The sequence below is a fragment of the Alteromonas sp. B31-7 genome, from assembly GCF_015767655.1.
GTDB classification, from domain to species: Bacteria; Pseudomonadota; Gammaproteobacteria; order Enterobacterales; family Alteromonadaceae; genus Alteromonas; species Alteromonas australica.
In genome coordinates this window covers 4189913-4210921 of sequence record NZ_CP065233.1, presented here as the reverse complement: position 1 = coordinate 4210921, position 21009 = coordinate 4189913, and the positions used below count along the sequence as shown (strand labels likewise).

18 protein-coding genes and 1 pseudogene are annotated in these 21009 nt (G+C 45.1%); 12 read left to right on the top strand and 7 right to left on the bottom strand.

Going from position 1 to position 21009, the window contains the following annotated elements:
• Positions 1-5 precede the first annotated feature (5 nt).
• Positions 6-1433 (top strand): aldehyde dehydrogenase family protein, encoded by a 1428-nt coding sequence (locus IUA53_RS18435; protein WP_196897533.1) that lies wholly within the window; start codon positions 6-8, stop codon positions 1431-1433.
• Positions 1434-1481: 48 nt separating this feature from the next.
• Here the strand turns inward: IUA53_RS18435 and IUA53_RS18430 are convergent, their stop codons facing one another.
• Complete coding sequence (locus IUA53_RS18430; protein ID WP_081869591.1) at positions 1482-1841, bottom strand: DUF2237 family protein; 360 nt, start codon at positions 1839-1841, stop codon at positions 1482-1484.
• Positions 1842-1981: 140 nt separating this feature from the next.
• Here IUA53_RS18430 and ubiG point away from each other — a divergent pair, with 140 nt between their 5' ends.
• From ubiG to IUA53_RS18410, 4 genes are all read left to right on the top strand, one after another.
• Positions 1982-2740 carry a bifunctional 2-polyprenyl-6-hydroxyphenol methylase/3-demethylubiquinol 3-O-methyltransferase UbiG gene (ubiG, locus tag IUA53_RS18425; RefSeq protein ID WP_196897532.1) on the top strand — a complete coding sequence of 253 codons (759 nt, stop codon included), beginning with the start codon at positions 1982-1984 and terminating at the stop codon, positions 2738-2740.
• A 140-nt stretch (positions 2741-2880) separates the two neighbouring features.
• Positions 2881-3489 (top strand): glutathione S-transferase family protein, encoded by a 609-nt coding sequence (locus IUA53_RS18420; protein WP_196897531.1) that lies wholly within the window; start codon positions 2881-2883, stop codon positions 3487-3489.
• On the top strand, positions 3489-4148 hold the full coding sequence (locus tag IUA53_RS18415; protein WP_196897530.1) for a glutathione S-transferase family protein: 660 nt from the start codon (positions 3489-3491) through the stop codon (positions 4146-4148). The genes IUA53_RS18420 and IUA53_RS18415 overlap by 1 nt, the downstream gene beginning before the upstream one ends.
• Before the next feature lie 107 nt (positions 4149-4255).
• Positions 4256-6244, top strand: coding sequence for an alpha/beta hydrolase family protein (locus tag IUA53_RS18410; protein ID WP_196897529.1), 1989 nt, complete (start codon positions 4256-4258; stop codon positions 6242-6244).
• A 77-nt stretch (positions 6245-6321) separates the two neighbouring features.
• Here the strand turns inward: IUA53_RS18410 and IUA53_RS18405 are convergent, their stop codons facing one another.
• Entirely contained in the window at positions 6322-7485 is a 1164-nt protein-coding gene (locus IUA53_RS18405) for an ROK family transcriptional regulator (protein WP_196897528.1), read from the bottom strand.
• Between the two features lie 473 nt (positions 7486-7958).
• Between IUA53_RS18405 and IUA53_RS18400 the strand changes: the two genes are divergently transcribed.
• Positions 7959-8927: a carbohydrate kinase family protein gene (locus IUA53_RS18400; RefSeq protein WP_044058325.1), complete on the top strand. Its 969-nt coding sequence runs from the start codon at positions 7959-7961 to the stop codon at positions 8925-8927.
• A 59-nt stretch (positions 8928-8986) separates the two neighbouring features.
• Here the strand turns inward: IUA53_RS18400 and IUA53_RS18395 are convergent, their stop codons facing one another.
• The gene (locus IUA53_RS18395) at positions 8987-10570 is read right to left on the bottom strand and encodes a cisplatin damage response ATP-dependent DNA ligase (protein ID WP_196897527.1); all 1584 of its coding nucleotides are present in this window, start codon (positions 10568-10570) and stop codon (positions 8987-8989) included.
• Positions 10571-11587: a ligase-associated DNA damage response exonuclease gene (locus IUA53_RS18390; RefSeq protein ID WP_332310830.1), complete on the bottom strand. Its 1017-nt coding sequence runs from the start codon at positions 11585-11587 to the stop codon at positions 10571-10573.
• A 146-nt stretch (positions 11588-11733) separates the two neighbouring features.
• On the opposite strand from IUA53_RS18390, the gene IUA53_RS18385 reads away from it, so the two are divergent.
• From IUA53_RS18385 to IUA53_RS18360, 6 genes and pseudogenes are all read left to right on the top strand, one after another.
• Positions 11734-14187, top strand: coding sequence for a ligase-associated DNA damage response DEXH box helicase (locus IUA53_RS18385; RefSeq protein WP_196897525.1), 2454 nt, complete (start codon positions 11734-11736; stop codon positions 14185-14187).
• Positions 14188-14312: 125 nt separating this feature from the next.
• Positions 14313-14462, top strand: a pseudogene (locus IUA53_RS20430) (DUF4112 domain-containing protein); the annotation flags it as partial.
• A gap of 212 nt (positions 14463-14674) precedes the next feature.
• Positions 14675-15553 carry a dioxygenase family protein gene (locus tag IUA53_RS18375; protein WP_196897524.1) on the top strand — a complete coding sequence of 293 codons (879 nt, stop codon included), beginning with the start codon at positions 14675-14677 and terminating at the stop codon, positions 15551-15553.
• A 206-nt stretch (positions 15554-15759) separates the two neighbouring features.
• Positions 15760-15996 carry a serine hydrolase gene (locus tag IUA53_RS18370; protein ID WP_044448898.1) on the top strand — a complete coding sequence of 79 codons (237 nt, stop codon included), beginning with the start codon at positions 15760-15762 and terminating at the stop codon, positions 15994-15996.
• A gap of 395 nt (positions 15997-16391) precedes the next feature.
• On the top strand, positions 16392-16814 hold the full coding sequence (locus IUA53_RS18365; protein WP_196897523.1) for a hypothetical protein: 423 nt from the start codon (positions 16392-16394) through the stop codon (positions 16812-16814).
• A 117-nt stretch (positions 16815-16931) separates the two neighbouring features.
• Positions 16932-17957 carry a hypothetical protein gene (locus IUA53_RS18360; protein ID WP_044448895.1) on the top strand — a complete coding sequence of 342 codons (1026 nt, stop codon included), beginning with the start codon at positions 16932-16934 and terminating at the stop codon, positions 17955-17957.
• Positions 17958-18127: 170 nt separating this feature from the next.
• Here IUA53_RS18360 and IUA53_RS18355 read toward each other — a convergent pair whose 3' ends face one another.
• The 3 genes from IUA53_RS18355 to IUA53_RS18345 are packed head-to-tail and all read right to left on the bottom strand — an operon-like array spanning position 18128 to position 20977.
• Positions 18128-18643, bottom strand: coding sequence for a nuclear transport factor 2 family protein (locus IUA53_RS18355; protein ID WP_052806737.1), 516 nt, complete (start codon positions 18641-18643; stop codon positions 18128-18130).
• Positions 18644-18668: 25 nt separating this feature from the next.
• Positions 18669-19796 (bottom strand): aldo/keto reductase, encoded by a 1128-nt coding sequence (locus IUA53_RS18350; protein ID WP_196897522.1) that lies wholly within the window; start codon positions 19794-19796, stop codon positions 18669-18671.
• 32 nt (positions 19797-19828) lie between these two features.
• A complete protein-coding gene (locus IUA53_RS18345) occupies positions 19829-20977 on the bottom strand; it encodes a (R)-mandelonitrile lyase (RefSeq protein ID WP_196897521.1) in 1149 nt (382 codons plus the stop codon).
• Positions 20978-21009 lie beyond the last annotated feature (32 nt).

Genomic DNA, 21009 nt, shown 5'->3' with positions numbered 1-21009 from the left:
TTATTATGTTGAAGGATAGCTATCCCTACTATTTAGCCAGTGAAGCGGTATATGCAAATACAGATTTAGAGGTAACTAATAAATACACCGGTGAGTGTGCCACTCGTGTGGCACTCGCGGACGCCGAGGTTATTGATAAGGCCATCGCAGCCGCTGAGCAGGCACAAGGCGCAGTGACCACGTTAGCGCCTTACCAGCGACAAGCCATACTCGAACATTGTGTGAAGCGATTCACCGAACGCGCTGATGAACTTGCAAAAGCATTATGTATAGAAGCGGGTAAACCCATTAATGATGCTAAAGGTGAGGTAACACGCCTTATCGATACTTTCAAAATCGCGGCTGAAGAATCAGTAAGAATTAACGGCGAGGTTGTTAACCTAGAAATTTCAGCCCGTGCGAAAGGGTATCAAGGCATGACGAAGAAGGTGCCCATTGGTCCTTGTTCTTTTATCTCGCCATTTAATTTTCCGCTCAACCTTGCTGCCCATAAAGTTGCACCGGCTATTGCAGCAGGCTGTACTTTTGTACTTAAGCCAGCATCACGGACGCCAATAGGCGCGTTGATCATTGGTGAAGTATTGGCAGAAACAGATTTACCTAAAGGGGCGTTTTCTATTTTGCCTTGCAGCCGAGACGGCGCAGATTTGTTCACCACCGATGAACGTTTAAAACTGCTTAGCTTTACTGGCTCTCCTGACGTGGGTTGGGCACTGAAAGCGAAAGCGGGGAAAAAGCCTGTGGTGCTGGAACTTGGCGGGAACGCGGCTTGCGTAGTGGATGAAGATGCGGATATTAACGACGCCATACAGCGTATTATCATTGGCGCTTATTATCAATCGGGTCAAAGTTGTATCAGCGTGCAAAGATTGCTTGTTCATCGCAGCATTTACGATGAATTTAAACAGGCCTATGTGGACAAGGTGAGTAACTTGGTTGCAGGCGATCCTGCAAGCGAAGATACCTTTATTGGGCCGATGATTTCAGAGTCGGAAGCTGAACGCTTACACAATTGGATTGAGCGCGCGAAAGAAGAAGGTGGCACCATTTTGTGCGGCGGTAAAAGAAAGGGCGCAATGCTTGAGGCCACGGTAATGGAAAATGTACCTAAAGCCTGCGACGCCAGTGCAGAAGAAGCTTTTGGGCCTCTTTCTGTGCTGTATCCGTTCGACCACTTTGAGGAAGCGCTAGAAGAAGTGAATAACAGCCGCTATGGATTACAAGCCGGTGTATTTACCCGTGATATCTATAAGGCCCATCAAGCTTGGAATACGTTAGAAGTCGGTGGAGTGGTTATTGGAGATGTACCCAGTTGGCGGGTGGATAACATGCCTTACGGTGGCGTGAAGGACTCTGGCTTAGGGCGCGAAGGTATTAAGTACGCCATAGAAGATATGACGGAAACGCGCCTAATGGTAATTCGAACACCGTAAGCCATGATTCACGCTGAAAGGGCTATGTAGCCACAAAACAGTATGCTGTTATTCCGCTGCGTGGGCCTCTAGAACAGAAAGCGGAATAATATCGAGTGCGCGCTCATGGGTGGCAGCTAATCGTACTTTGGGTGCCACGCCCGCTTCATATGCCTGAAGCCATCGAGCGGCGCATAAACACCACCTATCGCCCGCTAACAATCCTGGAAATGCCATGCTTGGCCATGGCGTAATGAGATCATTACCTTGTTGAAGAGAAAACTGCAGAAATTCGTCAGTCATGACTGCGCAAACACTGTGATTGCCCACATCGGCGTCGGGCACATAGCAGAATCCTTCCCGCGTAAAACCCGTATTTCCGCAACAGAGTTGTAGCGGGTTACCATAAACATTTTTTGCATTTGCCAAAATCAAAAGCCTCAGTTACAACGTATACACTTTAGGTAAAGTCCAAGCAGCCACACGCAGGTAGCCTGGGGGGTAGTATGACAAAGCCTCTCACACTTAGTACATTATAGATAATAAATAAAAGGCATAGCGACTTCCTCATGATAGACAAAAGCGAAAAGTCAGCGCCGATCAATTTATCAACGGCAGAAATTGCCCGCTTTGATGCTCTAGCAGAAAGTTGGTGGGACCCAAACGGTAAGTACAAAACGGCTTTAGACTTTAATCGAGCAAGATTAGAGGTTATTGAGCAGCAAATACGTCAACACTTTAACCGACAACATGTAGACGCACCTTTCGACAACCTTTCTATCGTTGATATTGGTTGTGGTGGCGGCTTAATCAGTGAACCTTTAGCACAAAAAGGGGCATTGGTGACAGGGGTAGATGCCAGTGCTACCAGTATTGAAGTCGCAAAACGTCACGCCAAAGCCAACCAGATACACGTAGACTACCGCCATCGACTGGCTTCGGAGCTTGCTAGCGACGGTGCGCAGTTTGACGTGGTTATCAATGCTGAGGTGGTTGAACACGTACCCAATCAACAACAATTAATAAAAGAATGCGCGCAACTGGTTAAGCCTGGCGGTTTACTGATTCTGGCTACCCTTAATCGCACTGTGAAGAGCTTTGTCATTGCGATAGTGGGGGCGGAATATGTGATACGTTACTTACCTGTAGGCACGCATGACTGGCGAAAGTTTGCTAAACCTAGCGAGCTTGATGCATGGTCTGGGGAACATCTCACGCTAAAGTACCAAACGGGAATGACACTGAATCCGTTTACCGGTAAATGGAAGCTAAGTGCTAGCATGGCAGTCAATTACCTGCTTTGCTTTGAACGTACCCTAGCTGGATGAGGTTATGAGAAGCGCCATACCCTGTTAAGTCATACCTGATAATATTCAATTGCTGAATAGTTCACCCCCTTTCATCGTTATTTGTATCTGTTAAATCTGGCCAGTATGCTAAGCATGTTAATAAAATGTTAGGTATGCTTATGAAAATCTATGAAACCCGCACCGCCCCGAACCCTCGCCGGGTACGCATGTTTTTAGCAGAAAAAGGCATTGACGTAGATTACGTTCAGGTCGACATTCAAAAGGGCGAGAATTTAAGCCCCGAAATGCGAGCTAAAAACCCTTTAGGGAAAATTCCCATTTTAGAGCTAGATGACGGCACCTGTATCGCTGAAACCGATGCTATTTGTACGTACTTTGAAGCGCTGCAACCCGAGCCTCCATTAATGGGTAAAACGCCCGTTGAAAAGGGCATCATTTCCATGTGGCAGCGCCAGGTTGAGTTAGCCTTTATGATGCAAGTCGGCATGTGTTTCCAACATACCACTGGGTATTTCAAAGACAGAATGGTGCCGGTACCAGAGTATGGCGAACAGGCTGGAATAAACGCCGCCAAGTACCTGTCTATCTTAGAACGCCGGTTGGCCAACAATGAGTATATTGCGGGTGATCACTTTTCAATAGCTGATATTACGGCAGTGTGTGCCATCGATTTTGCTCGTGTTGTTAAAATTCGAATAAGGGAAGATCACACGCATTTACAGCGTTGGTATGACGCCATAACCCACCGAGCGAGCGCAAAAGCCTAATGATAGAACTTTATACAGCTGCAACGCCGAATGGCTGGAAAGCCTCTGTCGCCCTTGAAGAAATGGAAATTGACTATCAGGTGCATGGGGTTAATTTAATGAAAGGGGAGCAGAAGCAGCCTGACTTTCTAGCCATGAACCCGAATGGTCGTATCCCCGTGATTATTGATAAAGCGAATGATGACTTTGTCGTTTTTGAGTCTGGTGCCATTATGATTTACCTGGCAGAGCGTAGTGGAAAGTATCTACCTAAGGATGCCAAAAAGCGAAGCCAAGTTTTACAGTGGTTAATGTTCCAGATGGGCGGCGTTGGCCCCATGATGGGTCAGGCAAACGTGTTTCATCGCTATTTAGACGAGAAAATTCCTGTTGCTATCCATCGTTACCAAAATGAAGTTAGGCGTCTGTTTACCGTCTTGGACGGGCATTTGAGCCACAACGAATACCTAGTAAACGATTACAGTATTGCTGATATGGCCAACTGGTGTTGGGTGCGCACTTATGAATGGTCGGGGGTAAGCATAGAGGGGTTAGCGAATTTACAGCGCTGGAAAAACAGTATTGAAGATAGGCCCGCTGCGCGCCGAGGAGTCGCAGTACCCAATAAAATAGATAAGGAAGACCTATTAAAAGGGGCTAAAAGCGTGGTAACCCGTTAAAAAGTGAGATTAGTCTTTAGTATAAAAAACAGTTAGTGATACTTGAGACTTGCCAATACAGCAATTATGGTAATAAAAACAATAAGTATTTCTAAAAAGGATTTTAAATGAAAGTTGTCTATAGTTGCTTGGTGATACTGTGTTTCTTATTTTTAAGTATTAAACCGGCTCTCTCTTCTTTGCCCCTTGACGATTTTGTTAAGCACGGCGACTACCTTGACCTCAAGTTATCACCCGACGGCAAACACCTAGCCGCCCGTGTTAGGGCAGACAACCGTGTATTTATGGTTATTCTCGAAACAAACTCCATGAAACCGGTGGGCGGACTAAAACCGGATAAAAGGGACATTATTCACTCCGTTAATTGGGTCAGTAATGAAAGGGTGGTGTTTGAATATGCCGAAAAGACCCATAATTTTGACCAGCCAATTCCCACCGGTGAGCTATACGCAGCCAATATTGATAACAGCCATAGGTTGATGATCTATGGCTATAGAGCCGGTGATGCAAAAGTTGGAAGCCGCATATCAAACAGAGAAGACAATTTCGCTACTCAGGAAATATTGAGTTACCTAGAACACGACAAAAAGCACATTCTTATTATTGAATACCCTTGGTCGAAAGAGAGGAATACCTATTACGATGCAAGAAAACGTGAGCCTATTATTAGTAAGCTTAATGTTTTCAACGGTAAGAAGCGAAAAGTTGAAGTGTTACCTCACCCCGGCGCGGTGGCTTTTGCAAACCGTAAGGGTGAGGTTAAATTCATGAGCTGGCGCACGAAAGAGGGAGATTACTTTAGCGCGTATCGACAAAATAGCGATGCGCCTTGGCAAGATTTAGGCACAGCATTAGGTATTTCAGACTCGCTGTCGCCGGTAAAATTAAGTAAAAATGGTCAGCAGCTCATACTACTGGGCCGCCCGCCAGAAACCGGTATTTTGACCTATTATCAATACGATTTTGGTTCTGCCACGTTAACCACGCTTTTTACTGGCCATAAAACAGACATAGAATCTTACACGTCAAATGAAGCGGGTGTACCCGCAGTTGCATTGACATTCCCTGGGGCGTCAGAGTATGTCTATAGTAGTGTGGAATCTCGCACTGTGGACATTCATAAGATGCTAGCCGAAGCTTTTGCGGGTCAAACAGCCATGATTTCCAGCAGAAGTGCAGATGGTTCTAAACTACTGGTTCACGTTAGCAGTGATATCAACCCAGGCGAATACTATCTTTTCCAACGAGATACCCTAAAAGCAAAATTTTTGTGGGCTAATGCGTCTTGGATTGACCCTCGTACGTTAAGCAAAATGATGCCTGTTCAGTTCAATACTGACGATGACGTTACCCTGAATGGGTACCTGACGTTGCCGAAACACACCACAGCGAAAAAGCCCCCCCTTGTGGTCATGATCCACGGTGGGCCACACCAGCCTGGAACCCGAGATTATTGGGAGTACAACCCTGAAGTTCAACTCATGGCCAACGAAGGGTATGCGGTATTGCAAGTTAACTATAGAGGCAGCTATGGTTACGGCGACGAGTTTCGAAAGAAAGGCTATAGAGAGTGGGGAGGTAAAATGATTGATGATATTACCTTCGCAGCCAATTGGGCGATAGACAAAGGCTATGTAGATGGCAATAGTGTTTGTGTATACGGCGCCAGTTACGGTGGGTATGCGGCCTTAATGTCGGCAGTAAAAGCGCCTGACTTGTACAAATGCGCGATTGGGTACGTGGGTATTTACGACCTTAACTTCATGTTTACTGAAAGTGATATTCCCAACAGCTGGGGCGGGAAAGAGTATTTACAACGTGTACTTGGGAGCGATCCTCAGCAGCTTCGTGCATTCTCGCCTCTTTATCATGTGGATAAAATTAAAGCGAACGTCATGCTTATTCATGGCTCAAAAGATACTCGCGTGCCTGAAGTGAACTCTGAAGCTTTATACAACGCGCTTAAAAAACAAGGTAAAACCCCTTTGTACTTGAAGTACAAGCAAGCGGGCCACGGCGTATATGATGAACAAAACAGAAAAGAATTGTATCAAGGGCTGCTAAATTTTCTTGCGCGTAATATTAAAGGCGCCTAGTTTTAGAGAAAACCCGTTAACGAGTTAAAGGAAGTGGTGAATCACTTCCTTTCTCTATGGCTTAGTGGGTGTGAAATTTAGTAGTAGTTAGCAATTAAAGGCAAATTAGCGCTGCCGATAGACTGGGCTTTACTGCCAACTTCGCCCGCTTTTACGCCCCCGAAATTAACGCCTCGATGGTCTACATTAGCAAGTGCCGTTTTTGTTTTCTCTACCAGCTGCTGCTTTATTTTTAGTGGCATAGCCCCTTCAATAATAACGCCGTCAAGATCAAGCAAGGTAAAGGCGCAGTGTGCAGCGTGAGCTAACCCCAATGAAGCTTGCTGTATCCAATTATCCAATACTTCACCATAAGCAGGCCAATGTTCAGTGTCATCGTAAATGCGAAGGCCGTTTTCACCTTTATGGGTCAGTGCCTTTTCTAGTAGGTACAAAGATGACTGCGTAATAAGCTGGCTGGATTCTGCGCCATGTGTGCTGTGCGGCGCAAGGAAGGGTAACGAACCTATTGCCCCTGCGTTACCCGATTTACCGGTAAATAAATTACCGTTAATGACCAAGCCGCCACCTAAAAATGTACCCACAAACATATACATATAGTTATTAAGACGTTGGCTATTACCAAAGGCCATTTCTGCGCCACATGCGGCGGTGGCGTCGTTACTGACAAATACCGGTAAATGCAGTTGGTTTTCAAGCTCTTGCTTAATATCAACGGTACGCCAGGCGTTCAACGCTTCAACTGATGCACCAGCTTCTTCAGCCCAACTCCATATTTCAAAGGGCATGGCAACACCCAAGCCTCGAATGCGTGATACACCTTCTTCATTCAGTTGTTGTGCTAAAAGTGCAAAGGCACGCTGTGAAAAGGTAAGTAAAGAGTCTACCGTGGGGTAAGCGATATTTTCATGAAGTGTGGCACGAACGTGACCAGAAAGGTCTAGCAACAGCATGTCATAACTGCGGCGACCAATTTTAAGCCCGACGCTAAATGCACCTTGTGCATTTAGGCCAAAGGGAATTTTGGGTTGGCCTACCCCTCCACGAATCGCGGGTAACCGACACACTAGCCCATCCGCCTCAAGTTTATTAATAATCACTGTCGCTGATTGCGCGGACAGGCCCGTACGCTTGGCTATCTCAGCTTTAGGTAAGGCACGTTCTTGCCTTATAAGCCGTAACATGTCGCGTTCGTTTTGAGTACGAGGGTCGAGAAGGGTTGGAGCTTCTGCAGTCGTCATGTGAGTTGATCATTCCTTCGCGCGGTGTATAACATCATTTATATCATATTTGCTGATTTATTTTGCCTCCCTGCCGTAATAAAAAGATTCATGTCATGTCTAAACTGCCTCATTATGATTTGTGAAATGAACTCGCTCACCTAGGTATTTGCACTGAGGTTTTTAGATTACTGTCATAAATATCAACCTACTCTAAAAATTCCCTAGATTCAAAAACATAAAAATGACGACGGTGAGTTTAAAAAACAAACAACGAAATAAATAAATCAACATGGTTGATTTATTTGTCGCGTTGGTGAATACTGTCGCGAATTTGATTAACGAATCATTAACGCATTGGCACTTAATATGAGCAAAGCATGACATACTGCGCTAGGCTCTCAGGTGCGAAAGTGAGCAATGTACTCCAGCAATACCTTCGCTCAAACAAAAAATGTTAATGACTAACTACTTGAAATGCTCTGAGGTGGAAAATGAAAGTTTTATGTTTAGGCGAAGTATTAATCGATATGTTGAGCCAAGGCGCCGCGCCCAAAGAGGGCAATATTCCCGCAATGAAGCCATTCCAGCCTTATGCTGGTGGCGCTCCTGCTAATGTGGCCGTTGGGGTTGCTCAGTTAGGCGGAGAAAGTGCCATGGTGTCGAAAGTGGGTAATGACACTTTCGGCGCATTTTTAACGGAAATGTTAAACCACTATAACGTGAACACCGACCATGTATGGCGTTGTGACAAAGGCAATACAGCTCTTGCGTTCGTCAACCTAGACGCAGATGGTGAGCGCTCTTTTGATTTTTATGTCGACAATGCAGCGCATAAACATATTAACGAAGACGACCTGGCTACAGTAAACTGTGATGAAAGCAGCATATTGCATTTTTGTTCAGGATCTATCGCAGGGCCAGAGCTCATTCCAGGTACAGAATATATTTTAGAGAAAGCTAAGCAAGCCAATATGATGGTGTGTTTAGATATCAATTACCGCCCGGCTTTCTGGGATGATACAGCGAACGCGCCGGGTCGTATTGACGAAGTCGCTAAGAAAGTGACCGTGCTGAAGGCGAGTAAAGAAGAGCTGGCTGAATTGTACGGCGAAGAAAATGCCAAAGAAAAAGTCCAGCAATGGTTAGACAGTGGCGTGAAAGTGGTATTGGTTACCGACGGTGGCGAGCCTATTCAATACATCACGCGGGAATTTAGCGGTACGTTAGCGTCACCTAAAATGGATGTAAAAGATACCACAGCAGCTGGAGATTCCTTCATCGGAGGTTTCCTCTATTACCTCACTACGCAGGTGGCCAACACCACAGAATTTAATGCTTGGGTAGAAAGTTTTGAGAATGTGAGTGCTGCAACAGAATTTGCTATTCGCTGTGGCGCATTCACCGTGACGCAGTATGGCGCATTCAGTGCGTTGCCTACACAAACTGATATTGCACAATAGTTCTGACATATATTGGTGCTACTTATTGCCAGGTTACAGGCAATAAGTAGCCTGCGCTTTTAGGTTTCAATGAGCGACTTAACGCTTGCAAGGGTATCGGCTTGTTCGGCCGGTTTATCCCATCTAATTCTGTGGATCCTAGGAAACCGCATAGCAACCCCCGACTTGTGTCTACTTGATGGGTGCACGGCGTCGAAGGCCACTTCAACCACCAAGCTTTTTTTCACTTCCCTTACTGGGCCAAAGCGGCCAATAGCGTTGCGCCTAACCCAATTGTCTAGCTTTTTTAACTCCTCATCGGTAAAGCCAGAATAGGCTTTCCCTATGGGTAATAACCGCTCACCTTGCCATGCTCCGAAGGTAAAGTCGGAGTAAAAGCTAGAGCGCTTTCCATGCCCACGTTGTGCATACATAATCACCGCATCTACAGTGAGCGCATCTCGCTTCCACTTATACCACTGTCCTTTAGGTCGCCCCGGTACATAAGTGCCATCTAAACGCTTCAGCATTAAACCTTCTATTGCACGATTTTCACACACGCTTAGATGTAAATCGCGCAGGTCATTGACCGAATCGGCCTGCAGTAAGGGTGATAAATGAAGGCGTTCAGGTGCCCCCTTGGACAGGTATTTTTCAAGTTGCTGACGACGCTGTACTAAAGGAAGGTGAGTCATATCTTTACCGTTTAATACAAGGGCGTCATATACCATAAGGGCAGCGGGCAAGGAGGAAAGTAGAGTTTGAGAAGGGCGCTTTTTGTTCAAGCGTTGCTGTAACGCATTGAAGGTGTCTACCGTGTCGCCATGCATGACGAGCAGCTCACCATCTAATACCATATGACCCGATACCGCGCCTAGCAAGTCAGGAAAACTCTGGCTAATATCATCCCCCGTTCTTGAATAAAGTGCCTTTTCAGGGGCGGCGGCACCAGTGTGGCAAGAAAGTTGTACCCGTATACCATCAAACTTGTTTTCTATTTGCCAATCCTTGGGGGTGAACGTATCAATCTCTTTGTCTTCTATGGGGTGGGATAGCATCACGGGGTGAAAGGTCACGTGGCCAGAAATATCTGGTTTTGGCGCCTTGTTGTCTAACCATTCAAGCAGTTCTGTATAAGGTGGCTTTACGCCATGCCACAAGGTTTCAATGTCCTTGATATCTTTATTTCCATAGTCTGCCAATATGTGTTTAATGGAACGGGCAGATACTCCTATTCTAAGCCCTCTAGTGCCCAGCTTAAGTAGTGCCCAGCGTTGCGCGGGTGTCATTTTAGAAAGGTATTGAGCTAAGGTAGTTGATACGTTTTTTCGGCTAACATGTTGAAAGGTTTCTACGGTTTCACTAAGTGAAGGCAAAGGGCTAACGGGCGTGTAGTGAGGCCATAAATGCGCCACAGTTTCACTGACTTCGCCTACATAATCATAACTCATCGCAAAAAGGGCCGGATCCACGTTTTCGCTAATCAATTTCTTTATTGTATTTCGCTTAAAAAAGTCGAACTTCAATGTTCCGGCCATGGCTGCAATTGCCCACCCCCTATCCGGATCGGGCGTGGCGGCTAAATAGGCTTTAATAAGCTCCGCTTTCGCATTATTACTCGATGTAAAATACACTTGTTCTAGTAATTCACTGAACGCTTTCACTCATGATGCCCCTTGTTCATCTTCGTCGTAGCCCACTAATGATAAAGCCCTTGCTTTGTAACCCATTTTTTCAGCTTGATACATGAGCGCATCTTCCCTTCCATGAGTAACCCAGACCTCTTTAGGGTTAACTTCTGTGATGGTCTGTAACAGTTCTGGCCAATCGCAATGGTCGGAAATAATTAAAGGTAACTCTGCATTCCGTTGCTTCGCTCGCGCCCGTATCTGCATCCAGCCAGAGGCCATGACGGGGCGAACTTGGGGCAAACTTCGAGACCAGCGGTCGGCCAGGGCTGATGGTGGCGCAAGCACTATTTCTCCCGCCAGAGAAGCTTTGTCGTTCACTTCGCTGACCGGTACAAGCTCGCCTAATGCGATCCCCATTTCTTGATACAGAAGGCACAACTTAATTTGAGCGCCATGAAGGTAAATGGGTTTCGTGTATCCCGCATTTCTTAGCGCCAAAATCACTCGCTGACATTTGCCTAATGCATAGGCACCCACAAGGTGACATCTGTTAGGGAACACAGTAAGAGAGTGAAGCAATTTAGCAATTTCAACGTCAATGGGAGGGTGAGTAAAAACCGGTAAACCAAAGGTGGCTTCCGTAATGAGAATGTCGCATGGGATAACCTTAAATGGCGGACAAGTAGGATCATGTCTGCGTTTGTAATCTCCAGATACCACGAGTCGATAGCCCCCATATTCAATCAGTATCTGACACGAGCCTAAAATATGCCCTGCGGGGAAAAAGGTAACGGCCACTTCACCAAAATGATAGGTCACCTCCATATCAACCACGTGCTGCTCTTCGGCCATGTCGTCACCATAACGAGTACGCATAATCGCGAGGGTTTCGCGACTAGCGAATACCTGCTTATGACCAGCCCTCGCATGGTCTGCGTGTCCATGGGTTATCAAGGCTGTGCTCACGTTTTGCATGGGGTCGATATAAAAACCACCGGGTATGCAAAACAAGCCAATCTCATCTGGCTTCATCCACTTTGACGGGTGCACCATGACTCCTACATTAAGGGTGTTTTAACAACGTTGAAAATGGGTACGTTGGTAGGTTGCAATTGGTTGAATATGAAACAAAATAAACCTATGGGAATGAGCAACGTATAGATTTTACTCTGATGTAAGACATCCAACGAGCGTTTATGACAGCCAAGCGGCCAACAATTCCTGACGTTTTTACACATTGGTTTTCGAGTAAGGCATGGCGTTTGCGACCTTATCAAAAGCAAATGTTAGTGAATAAAGATAAGTACAAGGTGACGTTACTAATAGCGCCTACGGGCGCTGGGAAAACCCTATCGGGGTTTTTACCTAGCTTAGTCGAGCTAACTGAAAATCAGCATAAGGGCCTACATACACTTTATATCTCGCCGCTAAAAGCACTGACTCAAGATATTCACAGAAACTTGCTGCAGCCCATTGAAGAAATGGCATTGCCGATTACTGCCGAAACCCGTACCGGAGATACCCCCTCTCATAAACGGCAAAGGCAGCGACGAAAGCCGCCGCACATTTTGCTCACTACCCCAGAGTCTCTTATGCTGATGCTAAGTTATGCGGACGCAGACACCTTATTTGGCAAGCTTAAGCGGGTGATCATCGATGAAGCGCACAGCTTAAATACGAACAAACGGGGCGACTTTTTATCGCTAGCCTTAGCGCGGCTAAATACGTTGTCGCCCGACCTTCAACGGATAGGGTTATCAGCCACTGTGGCTTACCCCCAAACGTTAGGTGCTTGGTTGGCCGGTAGTGAAAAAACGGCTCACGTTATAAAAGTGAAAGCGGGTAAAAAGCCAAAGATAAAAATAGTGAAATCCAAGGCTAGGATACCGTTTGGCGGATTTATGGCGCGCTATGCTATTGATGATATTTACCACGCTATCGCTCAAGCACGCACTGCTTTAGTGTTTGTCAATACGCGAGCACAAGCTGAGATGCTATTCCAACATTTATGGGAAGCCAATACACAGGCGCTGCCCATTGCGCTTTACCATGGCTCTTTGAGTAAAGAGCAAAGGCGAAAAACGGAATCCTTGATGGCTACTGGAGAACTACGAGCTGTAGTGTGTACGTCAGCACTTGAGCTTGGGATCGACTGGGGGGATGTGGATAAAGTCATTCAAGTTGGCGCGCCTAAAGGGGTAAGCCGTTTACTCCAGCGAATAGGCCGAGCCAACCATAGATTGGATGAACCGAGTGATGCGCTTCTTGTGCCAGCAAATAGGTTTGAGGCGCTAGAGTGCCAGGCGGCGATTACCGCGATCAAAAAAGGGCAGCTAGATGGTGAGTCTCCCCAGCCCGGGGCGATGGATATTATCCCTCAGTTCATACTAAATTGTTTGTGTAGTTACCCTAGTACACCTGAAGCGCTGTATAAAGAAATACTAAACGCCACGCCCTATCAAGGGTTGGACAAAGACGACTTTAACAAATTGTGGCAATTCACCCTTGATGGCGGTAGCGCCTTAAATGCCTATGAACGATACCAACGGCTGACTAAAAATAACGATGGCACCTATTCGCCCGCGAACAAGCGAGTGATTCAGCGGCACCGGCAAAATATAGGTACCATAGTCGAAGCAGGAAGATTAAAAGTAAAGCGCATTCGGCGGGGCAATCAAGGTAAAGTTATCGGCGAAGTTGAAGAGTATTTCGCGCAACAGTTAGTGCCAGGAGATACCTTTTACTTTGCGGGGCAAGTACTTAAATTTGAGGCTATCCGCGACATGCAATTACATGCAAAACCGGCGAATGCGAAAGAAGCAAAAATACCGAGTTATGCCGGAGGGCAAATGCCCTTATCTACGTTCTTAGCCGACGGCGTAAGGGATATTCTTGCTAGCCCTTCCATGTGGCGTAATTTACCCGCGCAAGTGAAAGAGTGGTTAGGCTTGCAACAAGCTTTCTCAACCTTACCGTCTCCAGGGCAACTGTTGGTTGAACAATTTCCATTTAGACAAACCCATTACACGCTTTTTTATACCTTTGATGGCAGAAAGGCCAACCAAACCTTAGGCATGTTAATTACCCGGCGTATGGAAAAGATGGGCATTAAGCCGCTGAGTTTTAGTGTGACAGACTATGGGCTGTCGATTAGCGCGGTAAATCGTATTAGTGAGGCGCAGCTTACCACCTTATTTCAACCGGATATTTTAGGCGATGAGTTAGAAGATTGGATGTTACAGGCGCCAATGCTGAAGCGTTCATTCAGGCAGGTGGCTGTGGTGAGTGGATTAACGGAGCAGCGCTACCATGCGGCGCAAAAAACCATGAAGCAAGTCACTTTCTCAACCGATTTAATTTACGATACGCTGAGAGAGCACGACCCCGACCATATCTTACTAACCGTAGCCCGAGCAGATGCTGAGCGTGAGCTGCTGGACATAAAGCGCTTAGCGAATTTGCTTATTCGGTATGTAGGCAAAACCACATTAGTCAACCTTGAAAAGGTGTCTCCTATGGCCATTCCTATTGTTTTAGATGTAAGAAGTGAGCAAATAAAGGGGGCTGGCGCCCACGCCATGCTAGAACAAGCTAACTTGTATGCCGAAGCGGAAAGTATGCTGGATGAAGTACGGGCGCTTTTGTCATAAAAGCTAACAGCGGTGGAGCAGGGACAAGTCTGACACACGCCTAGGTATTTGAGAGAAGACCAAACTCATTACCTGGAAATACTCACCATTATTGCTAAAGCATTCGTAAGTTTGAATATTGATAGATAGATTATACGCCTACCCCACACGCAACTGCCGATGTACCCAGCGGTAAAGCGGATGCTTTCTTAGATTACATTGAAAGGGAACTTATTCCTTTTGTCGGAGATGTCGCTGATATTTTTTACAAAGCAAATCAGAAGAATGTAAGAATTATGGAGCGTTGGTGGATTTTTGAAAATAAAGCGAATGTAGACAAAGCGACCCAACAGGCACTTGAACAATGGAAGTCGCAAAGCAATGGAGCCTAATATTCGCAATGTTGAGTTAATAATTTGGTCAGCTCTCGTAAAGTTTGCGTAAAGAGTAGAACGCAATTGTGTATAGGTAGTCTTTACAAATACCACAACTTTTAAGAAACATAATAATGACCTTAGAGCGAGATAATAAAACAACATTGAAGAGACGTCGTTTCATTAAAACGGCAGCTGGACTTACCCTAGCGCCTATCGCTATTGGCTTATGGGGTTGCGGTAGTTCTGATTCTAATTCCACCACTTCTGACACAAATGGTTCCACTGGGTCTGACGATAGCACCGATAATGGCAGTGATACGAGTACCGATGGCTGGGCAAGTGGCGGCACTGCCTCAATGGTATCTGACTTCCCAGATGATTCTTTGTTCGAGAGCAGTTCAGTATGCAGCGTTGCGCTAACTGGCGCGCAAACGGAAGGCCCTTGCTATTTTCAAAGTGACTATCTTGATGATATCTCCGAAGAGCAAACCGGGCTACCGATGATGTTGTGTCTTCAGCTTATCGATGAAAGTTGTAATCCGCTTTCTGGCTACGAAATTGAAGTATGGCACTGTGATGTTGACGGTATTTATTCTGGTGATACAAGTGACAGTGCGGACAGCAGCAATTTTAATTCCTCTTTCTGTACCGACAATGAATCTGACGCACTGAGCGCCAAATGGTTTCGAGGCATTGCGGTAACAGATTCCAGCGGCAGAGTTAATCTAAAAAGTTGCTTCCCTGGTTGGTATAGCAGTAGAGCAATACATATTCACTTCCGCATTCGTCGCAATAACAATGATCAGTTGATTTCTCAGTTCGGCTTTACTGACGCGTTTTGTCAGGACATTTGTACTAATCATGTTGACTACAGTCATCATGGAGAGCCTTATACATTGCTAGGGCAAGATACGGTTTTTGGCAGTGACTATAACGATTACCTGTTCGATATAGAACAGAATGAAGACGGCTCATTACTTGCCTATAAACGTATTATTATTAGCGAATAAACACGCCTCTTCCTTCATTGAAATTATGCCGCGCTTGCTCGCGGGCATTTTTTTATCTGTCTTAAATCCCTATGATGGTTTCTCGTAGCGAAGATCTCTATTATTTTTTAGCTTAAAAGGAGAGAGGAGCACATGAAAGCGTCTGACTTGTTTGTAAAAGCGTTAGAAGACGAAGGTGTGGAATACGTTTTTGGGATGCGGACCCTATGACCTTATTGATGTCTTCCGCTGTATCGGGTAACCCGTTTCGTATTGGCAATGAAGACTATCTTACGGTGGAAGAGTTTCACGTTCTTGTTAAAACGTTGCCTCTTGCCCATGCGCCAGACATTAAATGGCACTATGGCAACATAGGCTATGTGCTGTTAACTATTCTAATTGACGAAGTGAGCGGAAAAACGCTACGAGAAAGGTTGCTTACAACGATGTTTAAAGAACCCTGAAGTTTCCAGTGCGTTCATCCTCAACTAAGGTTAGCGATACACTCAACCACTTGAGCGCAAGGCTCAACTCAAACTTATAAGTAGTGGTGACTATATTTTGTTTATTAAAGCCCGTCAGTGTTCGAGGTTAGGCAGCAAAGTACGTAAACCGGAAGTTGAGAGTTAGATATCTGTTTGCATATACAGTTGTACCGACCTTTCCCCTATATTCAGGAAAACGACCCAATCGCGCGTTTTGTCCTAAACATAATTAGCTCCAATTATGCGCAACCTTTGTATTCTTTGACTTTCAGTAAACTTGAAACGATGGCACTATAGATTAAAACGAGCACACGCTCGGGAGAAAAACGCGCGATTTGCGCGCTATTAAATTGTTATGCACTAGAGTGTAAATTTTGAAATCATTGCTCTTAAAATTATTTCATAGCAAAGCTCGACTAAGTGTTCACGAACACATCGCAATTAAGGCGTGTTTACAAGCAGTTCCTAAAAATGTTCATACCGCGTTTGATAAACAGCTTTCGGAATACAACTTAATTCAGCGAGAAGTTTCAGACAAAGTTCTTAATTTCTATAAATGTTCACTGTTTGGTAAGTTACTCGAGCCCAGTGTTTTACTTCCTATTCAAACGGGAGAAGTGCTACTCTCTTCATTTACGTTAGTTAAAACAAGCCGTGCTGAAGTTTTAGTAAAAATACATTGTGTAAACAGACGATTATTCTCAGTAGAATTTAGTGAAGCATTGAACAAGTTGAGCGCATCAGAAAACTTAAAGCTTGATAAAGTGGTTTATCAACCTGAATTGGCACGTGCATAACAACCCAATCAACACACTCACTACGTTCGCTGGGACGCATACACGTGGGGCGGCTTCGCCATTATGCCCCACATGTCTGCGCCCGTTATTGGAAAGTTATGCATAAAGGATTAAGCAATGGAGTCAATTCCACCATACAAAAGAAAGCCAACTGTTTACCTTGATCAGAATGTTTTAGATTTTTTCACGAAACAAGGAGTAGGTGAATTCGGCCAAATGCTTATAAAAGATTATCAAGTAGTTTATTCAGATGAAACGCTCAAGGAAATTCGACGTTCTAAAGGTTTTGAAGAGATTTTCCTTAACGTGCTTAAAGATCTTAAAGCTAACTATTTAAAATTAATTGTTGAACCGCCTAGCTTTGCTATCACTGACAACGCCACAATAAGAGATCGTGATCCTTTTGTTGTCTATAAAGAATATTGTGAAAATATTGACGATAGTGTCGACATAGAATATGCAATGCAACAATGGCTGTTCAAATTCTCTGGTGGAAGAAAAGGCGATAGCATAAATGATATTCATAATGAACAAATCTCTGCATTCTCCGAGCTAATGGAATCAATAATGGATAACTCTGACGAGTTTCCCGAAGAGACTCAAAGCGAGTTACAAAGCTACACTCAGGAAATGATTTCCCAGTACAAAGCAACATTAGAAAAAACTGAAAGCATGATGCTTGAGAATATCGAAGATGATAAAAATTGGGATGGCATTAAAGATTTCCGTTCACAGGTCGGAATTGGCCCCAAGCAACTCAATAATATTGAACCACCAAATGTGCTTGTCAAAATTTGGGGTAAACTAAAAACTCTCCCAACTTATAGCCAAGTAAACATGGATATTGATGAGTTTTTTCAACTAAAGAAGAATCCTATTTACCCAGAACAGCCATATTTTAAACACCAAAAAGTGACGGTTATTTATAATATGTTAAACACTTTGGGGTATTATCCTGACTCAAAAGTACACAAAGAAAGACGATTTATTGCAGCAGCAAGTGATAATAGTCACGCATCTATAGCATCATTTTGTAATTTCCTTTTATCCAATGATGAGCATTTTATTAAAAAAGTTAATGCTGCATATGAGTATCTTGAAATACCAACAATAGCTAAACATGTGGTGTTCAAATATGCATAAAAATCTGTTAAACAAGGATAAAGTACAGTTGGCTTTTGCTCATTCGTCGCTTATTTTAGCCAATTCTATTATTGCCTGTTAATCAGGCGTTGACCGTCTGCTGTTTGTCTAAAACGGCTTAATTTTCGTTGTTAGTCATTGAGTATCGCAGGCCACGTTACCGGCAGCCCTTAGTGCTCAATTTTGTGAGTGTCACGCACACTACTGAAGGTCAGGGCAAGTAACTGCCAATTTCCGGCGGTGTTTACATAGACTTCCGTGGTGGTAAATTCGGTTGAAACGTCCTGGCCACGCACATGGGCATCTAAGGTAATGCGGCTCCAGACAACACCGGTTTGACCAACAATTTCCACATCACAGTCATGGACAACGGTATTTTGGTACCAAATACTGCCGCTTTTAATAATTTCTAACTCACGATCTTTTTTCCAGGAACCGCTCATATGGACAAATTTTGATTCTTTGTGAAACAAAGGAGCAAGGGCATCGACATTTTTGTCAGCCATCCATTGCCATTTTTGTTTTGACAAGGCCGAAAGTATTTCCTCTGTTTTCTGCATGCCGCCTTCGGCAGGCATTTCGGCTTGTAAGTTCACTTGAGGGCTTTGCTGTGCCATCACAGAGCCGAATGGAAAAACCGATAGCAGTAACATTAGCCAAAATGGTGCTGGGATTATTGATTTCATAGTGTCTCCGGGGTATGGGGTTTGATCAGAGTTTTTCAGGTGCTTCAACGTCAGAAAACACCTGAACAAAGTCGGGTAGTCGCTGGCCTTGTATCGTGATTGAAGCCAGCGAATCGTTTAGCTCGCGCATCTCTGCCGTAGAGAAAGAAAGATCTCTTGAAGCTGTGTTTTGCTGCATATGTGCCAAACTGGTTGTTCCTGGTATTGGTACAATCCAGGGTTTCTGATGCAGTAACCAGGCAAGCGCGATTTGCGCTGGTGATGCATTTTTTCGTTCAGACCATTGCATTAATAGCTTTACGAGTGACATATTATGAGCGAGGTTTTCAGGATTAAATCGAGACTCCGTAGCTCTAAAATCGCCTTGTGCAAAACGAGTATTTTCGTCAATCCATCCTGTTAAAAACTGTACTCCCAGCGGACTCCAGGGAACAAAGCCGATGCCCAATTTCTCGCACAACGGCAAAACAGATTTTTCAGGACCGCGCCATAACATCGAATATTCACTTTGTACGGCACTAACAGGTAAGGTCGCATGTGCGCGTTTGAGTGTATTGATGCCCATTTCTGATAGCCCCCAGTGCAGGACTTTTCCTTCGTTCATCAGATCTGCTACTGCACCGGCCACATCTTCAATGGGTACATCGGGGTCCACTCTATGCTGGTAAAGCAAATCAATACGGTCCGTTTGTAACCTCGATAACATGCCTTCGACAACCATCTTGATATGGGCAGGGCGACTGTTCAATCCCGGTAATCTCTCCCCGGTCTGTTGGTCAATATTCCAGCCAAATTTGGTGGCAATGACGATGTTGTCCCGAAACGGTTTAACGCCTTCACCAAGAATACGTTCGACTTCGAAGGGACCATACGCTTCAGCCGCATCAAAAAATGTGACTCCCTCCTCGTAGGCGCTTCGGATCACTTGATGCATTTCCTGTCGATTGGGAACCGATGTGTCGTACTTCCGGCTCATGTTCTGAACGCCCAATCCAATAGACGAAACTTGCAGTTTGCCAAGCTTTCGTGTGTTTGGACTTGTTGAAATTGTGCGCTTCTTTTGTTCAGAGGTTGACGCCTGTATATTGGTACTCAGCAGTGATGCAGCCGCCAGGCTCGCCCCCGATAAAAGAAATTGTCTTCTGTTTTGCATAAAACTGTTCCGGTCAAATCAGGTTAAAATTATTAATGAGACTGTTCCTGCGAGACCAACTCCATCCAGGTTACGGTCTCGCCATTGTCTGGCGTTGAAATTGCGATGTGTGACATGAATGAATCTGGCGCAGCACCGTGCCAATGCCGGGTATTGGGTGGGATAGTGATAACATTACCCGGTAACATCTGCTGAATATCCCCACCTTCATTCTGAACCAGTCCTTTTCCTGAGATAATGATGAGTGTTTGGCCTTTCGGGTGGGTATGCCAGGCAGTACGAGCTCCCGCTTCAAACTCCACCAATGCTCCGCGATAATGGCCTTTTATTGGCGACGTGAACCGAGAACTGACTTTCGCTACACCGCTAAAGTTAGTTGGTGAGCCTTGTGTAACTGTTGAATCAGTGCTCACAGTGACGTGCTTAGTGGTTTCGTTGTTCACATCGATATTCGCAACACTACTAAGAACGTGACTGGCTCTTATTGCGCTGTCCTGACTCACGGAGTCCTTTAGAATGCGTGTGAATTCGAGCAACTGTGCGGGGCTGTAACCGACCCTTAGTGATAACTTCATGTGCGACGTCAATTGGGCTTCAACCCCCGGTATCGCAGAAAGCATACTAATAGTGAGTAGCTCTCTGTCTTTAACGGTTAGTACGTCCCGATAAAATATATCTGCGAATAAATGCTCTACGAGAAATGTCTCTATAGTTGGTACAAAGCCCGCGTAGCCCGTTTTGCGATTGGACATATCTCGCCCTACCAGTGCATTGCGAACCTGATGACCATAACTATCCGCGTTGTAATCATCCGGAAGCGGTGTCGCTTCTCTGCCTACCTCATCGGTCATTCCCTGCGCTTTTCGTTCTGAAGCCACATCCATAAAAGTCATAATGCCGTTTAGTGCACGGGGAAACCCTGCATACGCATAAGAGTGGATGAAAATTTCTTTAATTTCGTTGACGGTTAACCCATTTTCCAACCCAGCCTTGAGCGCTTCATTCAGCGTTTGTACATCGCCTGATGCCGTGAGTGCAGCAATCGGAATCATAGCGGCTTGGCGTTTGTCTAGAGACTGACTTTCTTCTGTGGCATCGACGGCACTGACGAACAACGCAAATAACCCAAGAAGCGGCGTTACGATGACCTGTTTTAACGATAAACTAATACTTTGCGACATGATTTCCTCCCGTAATAGAATGATTCGTGTAC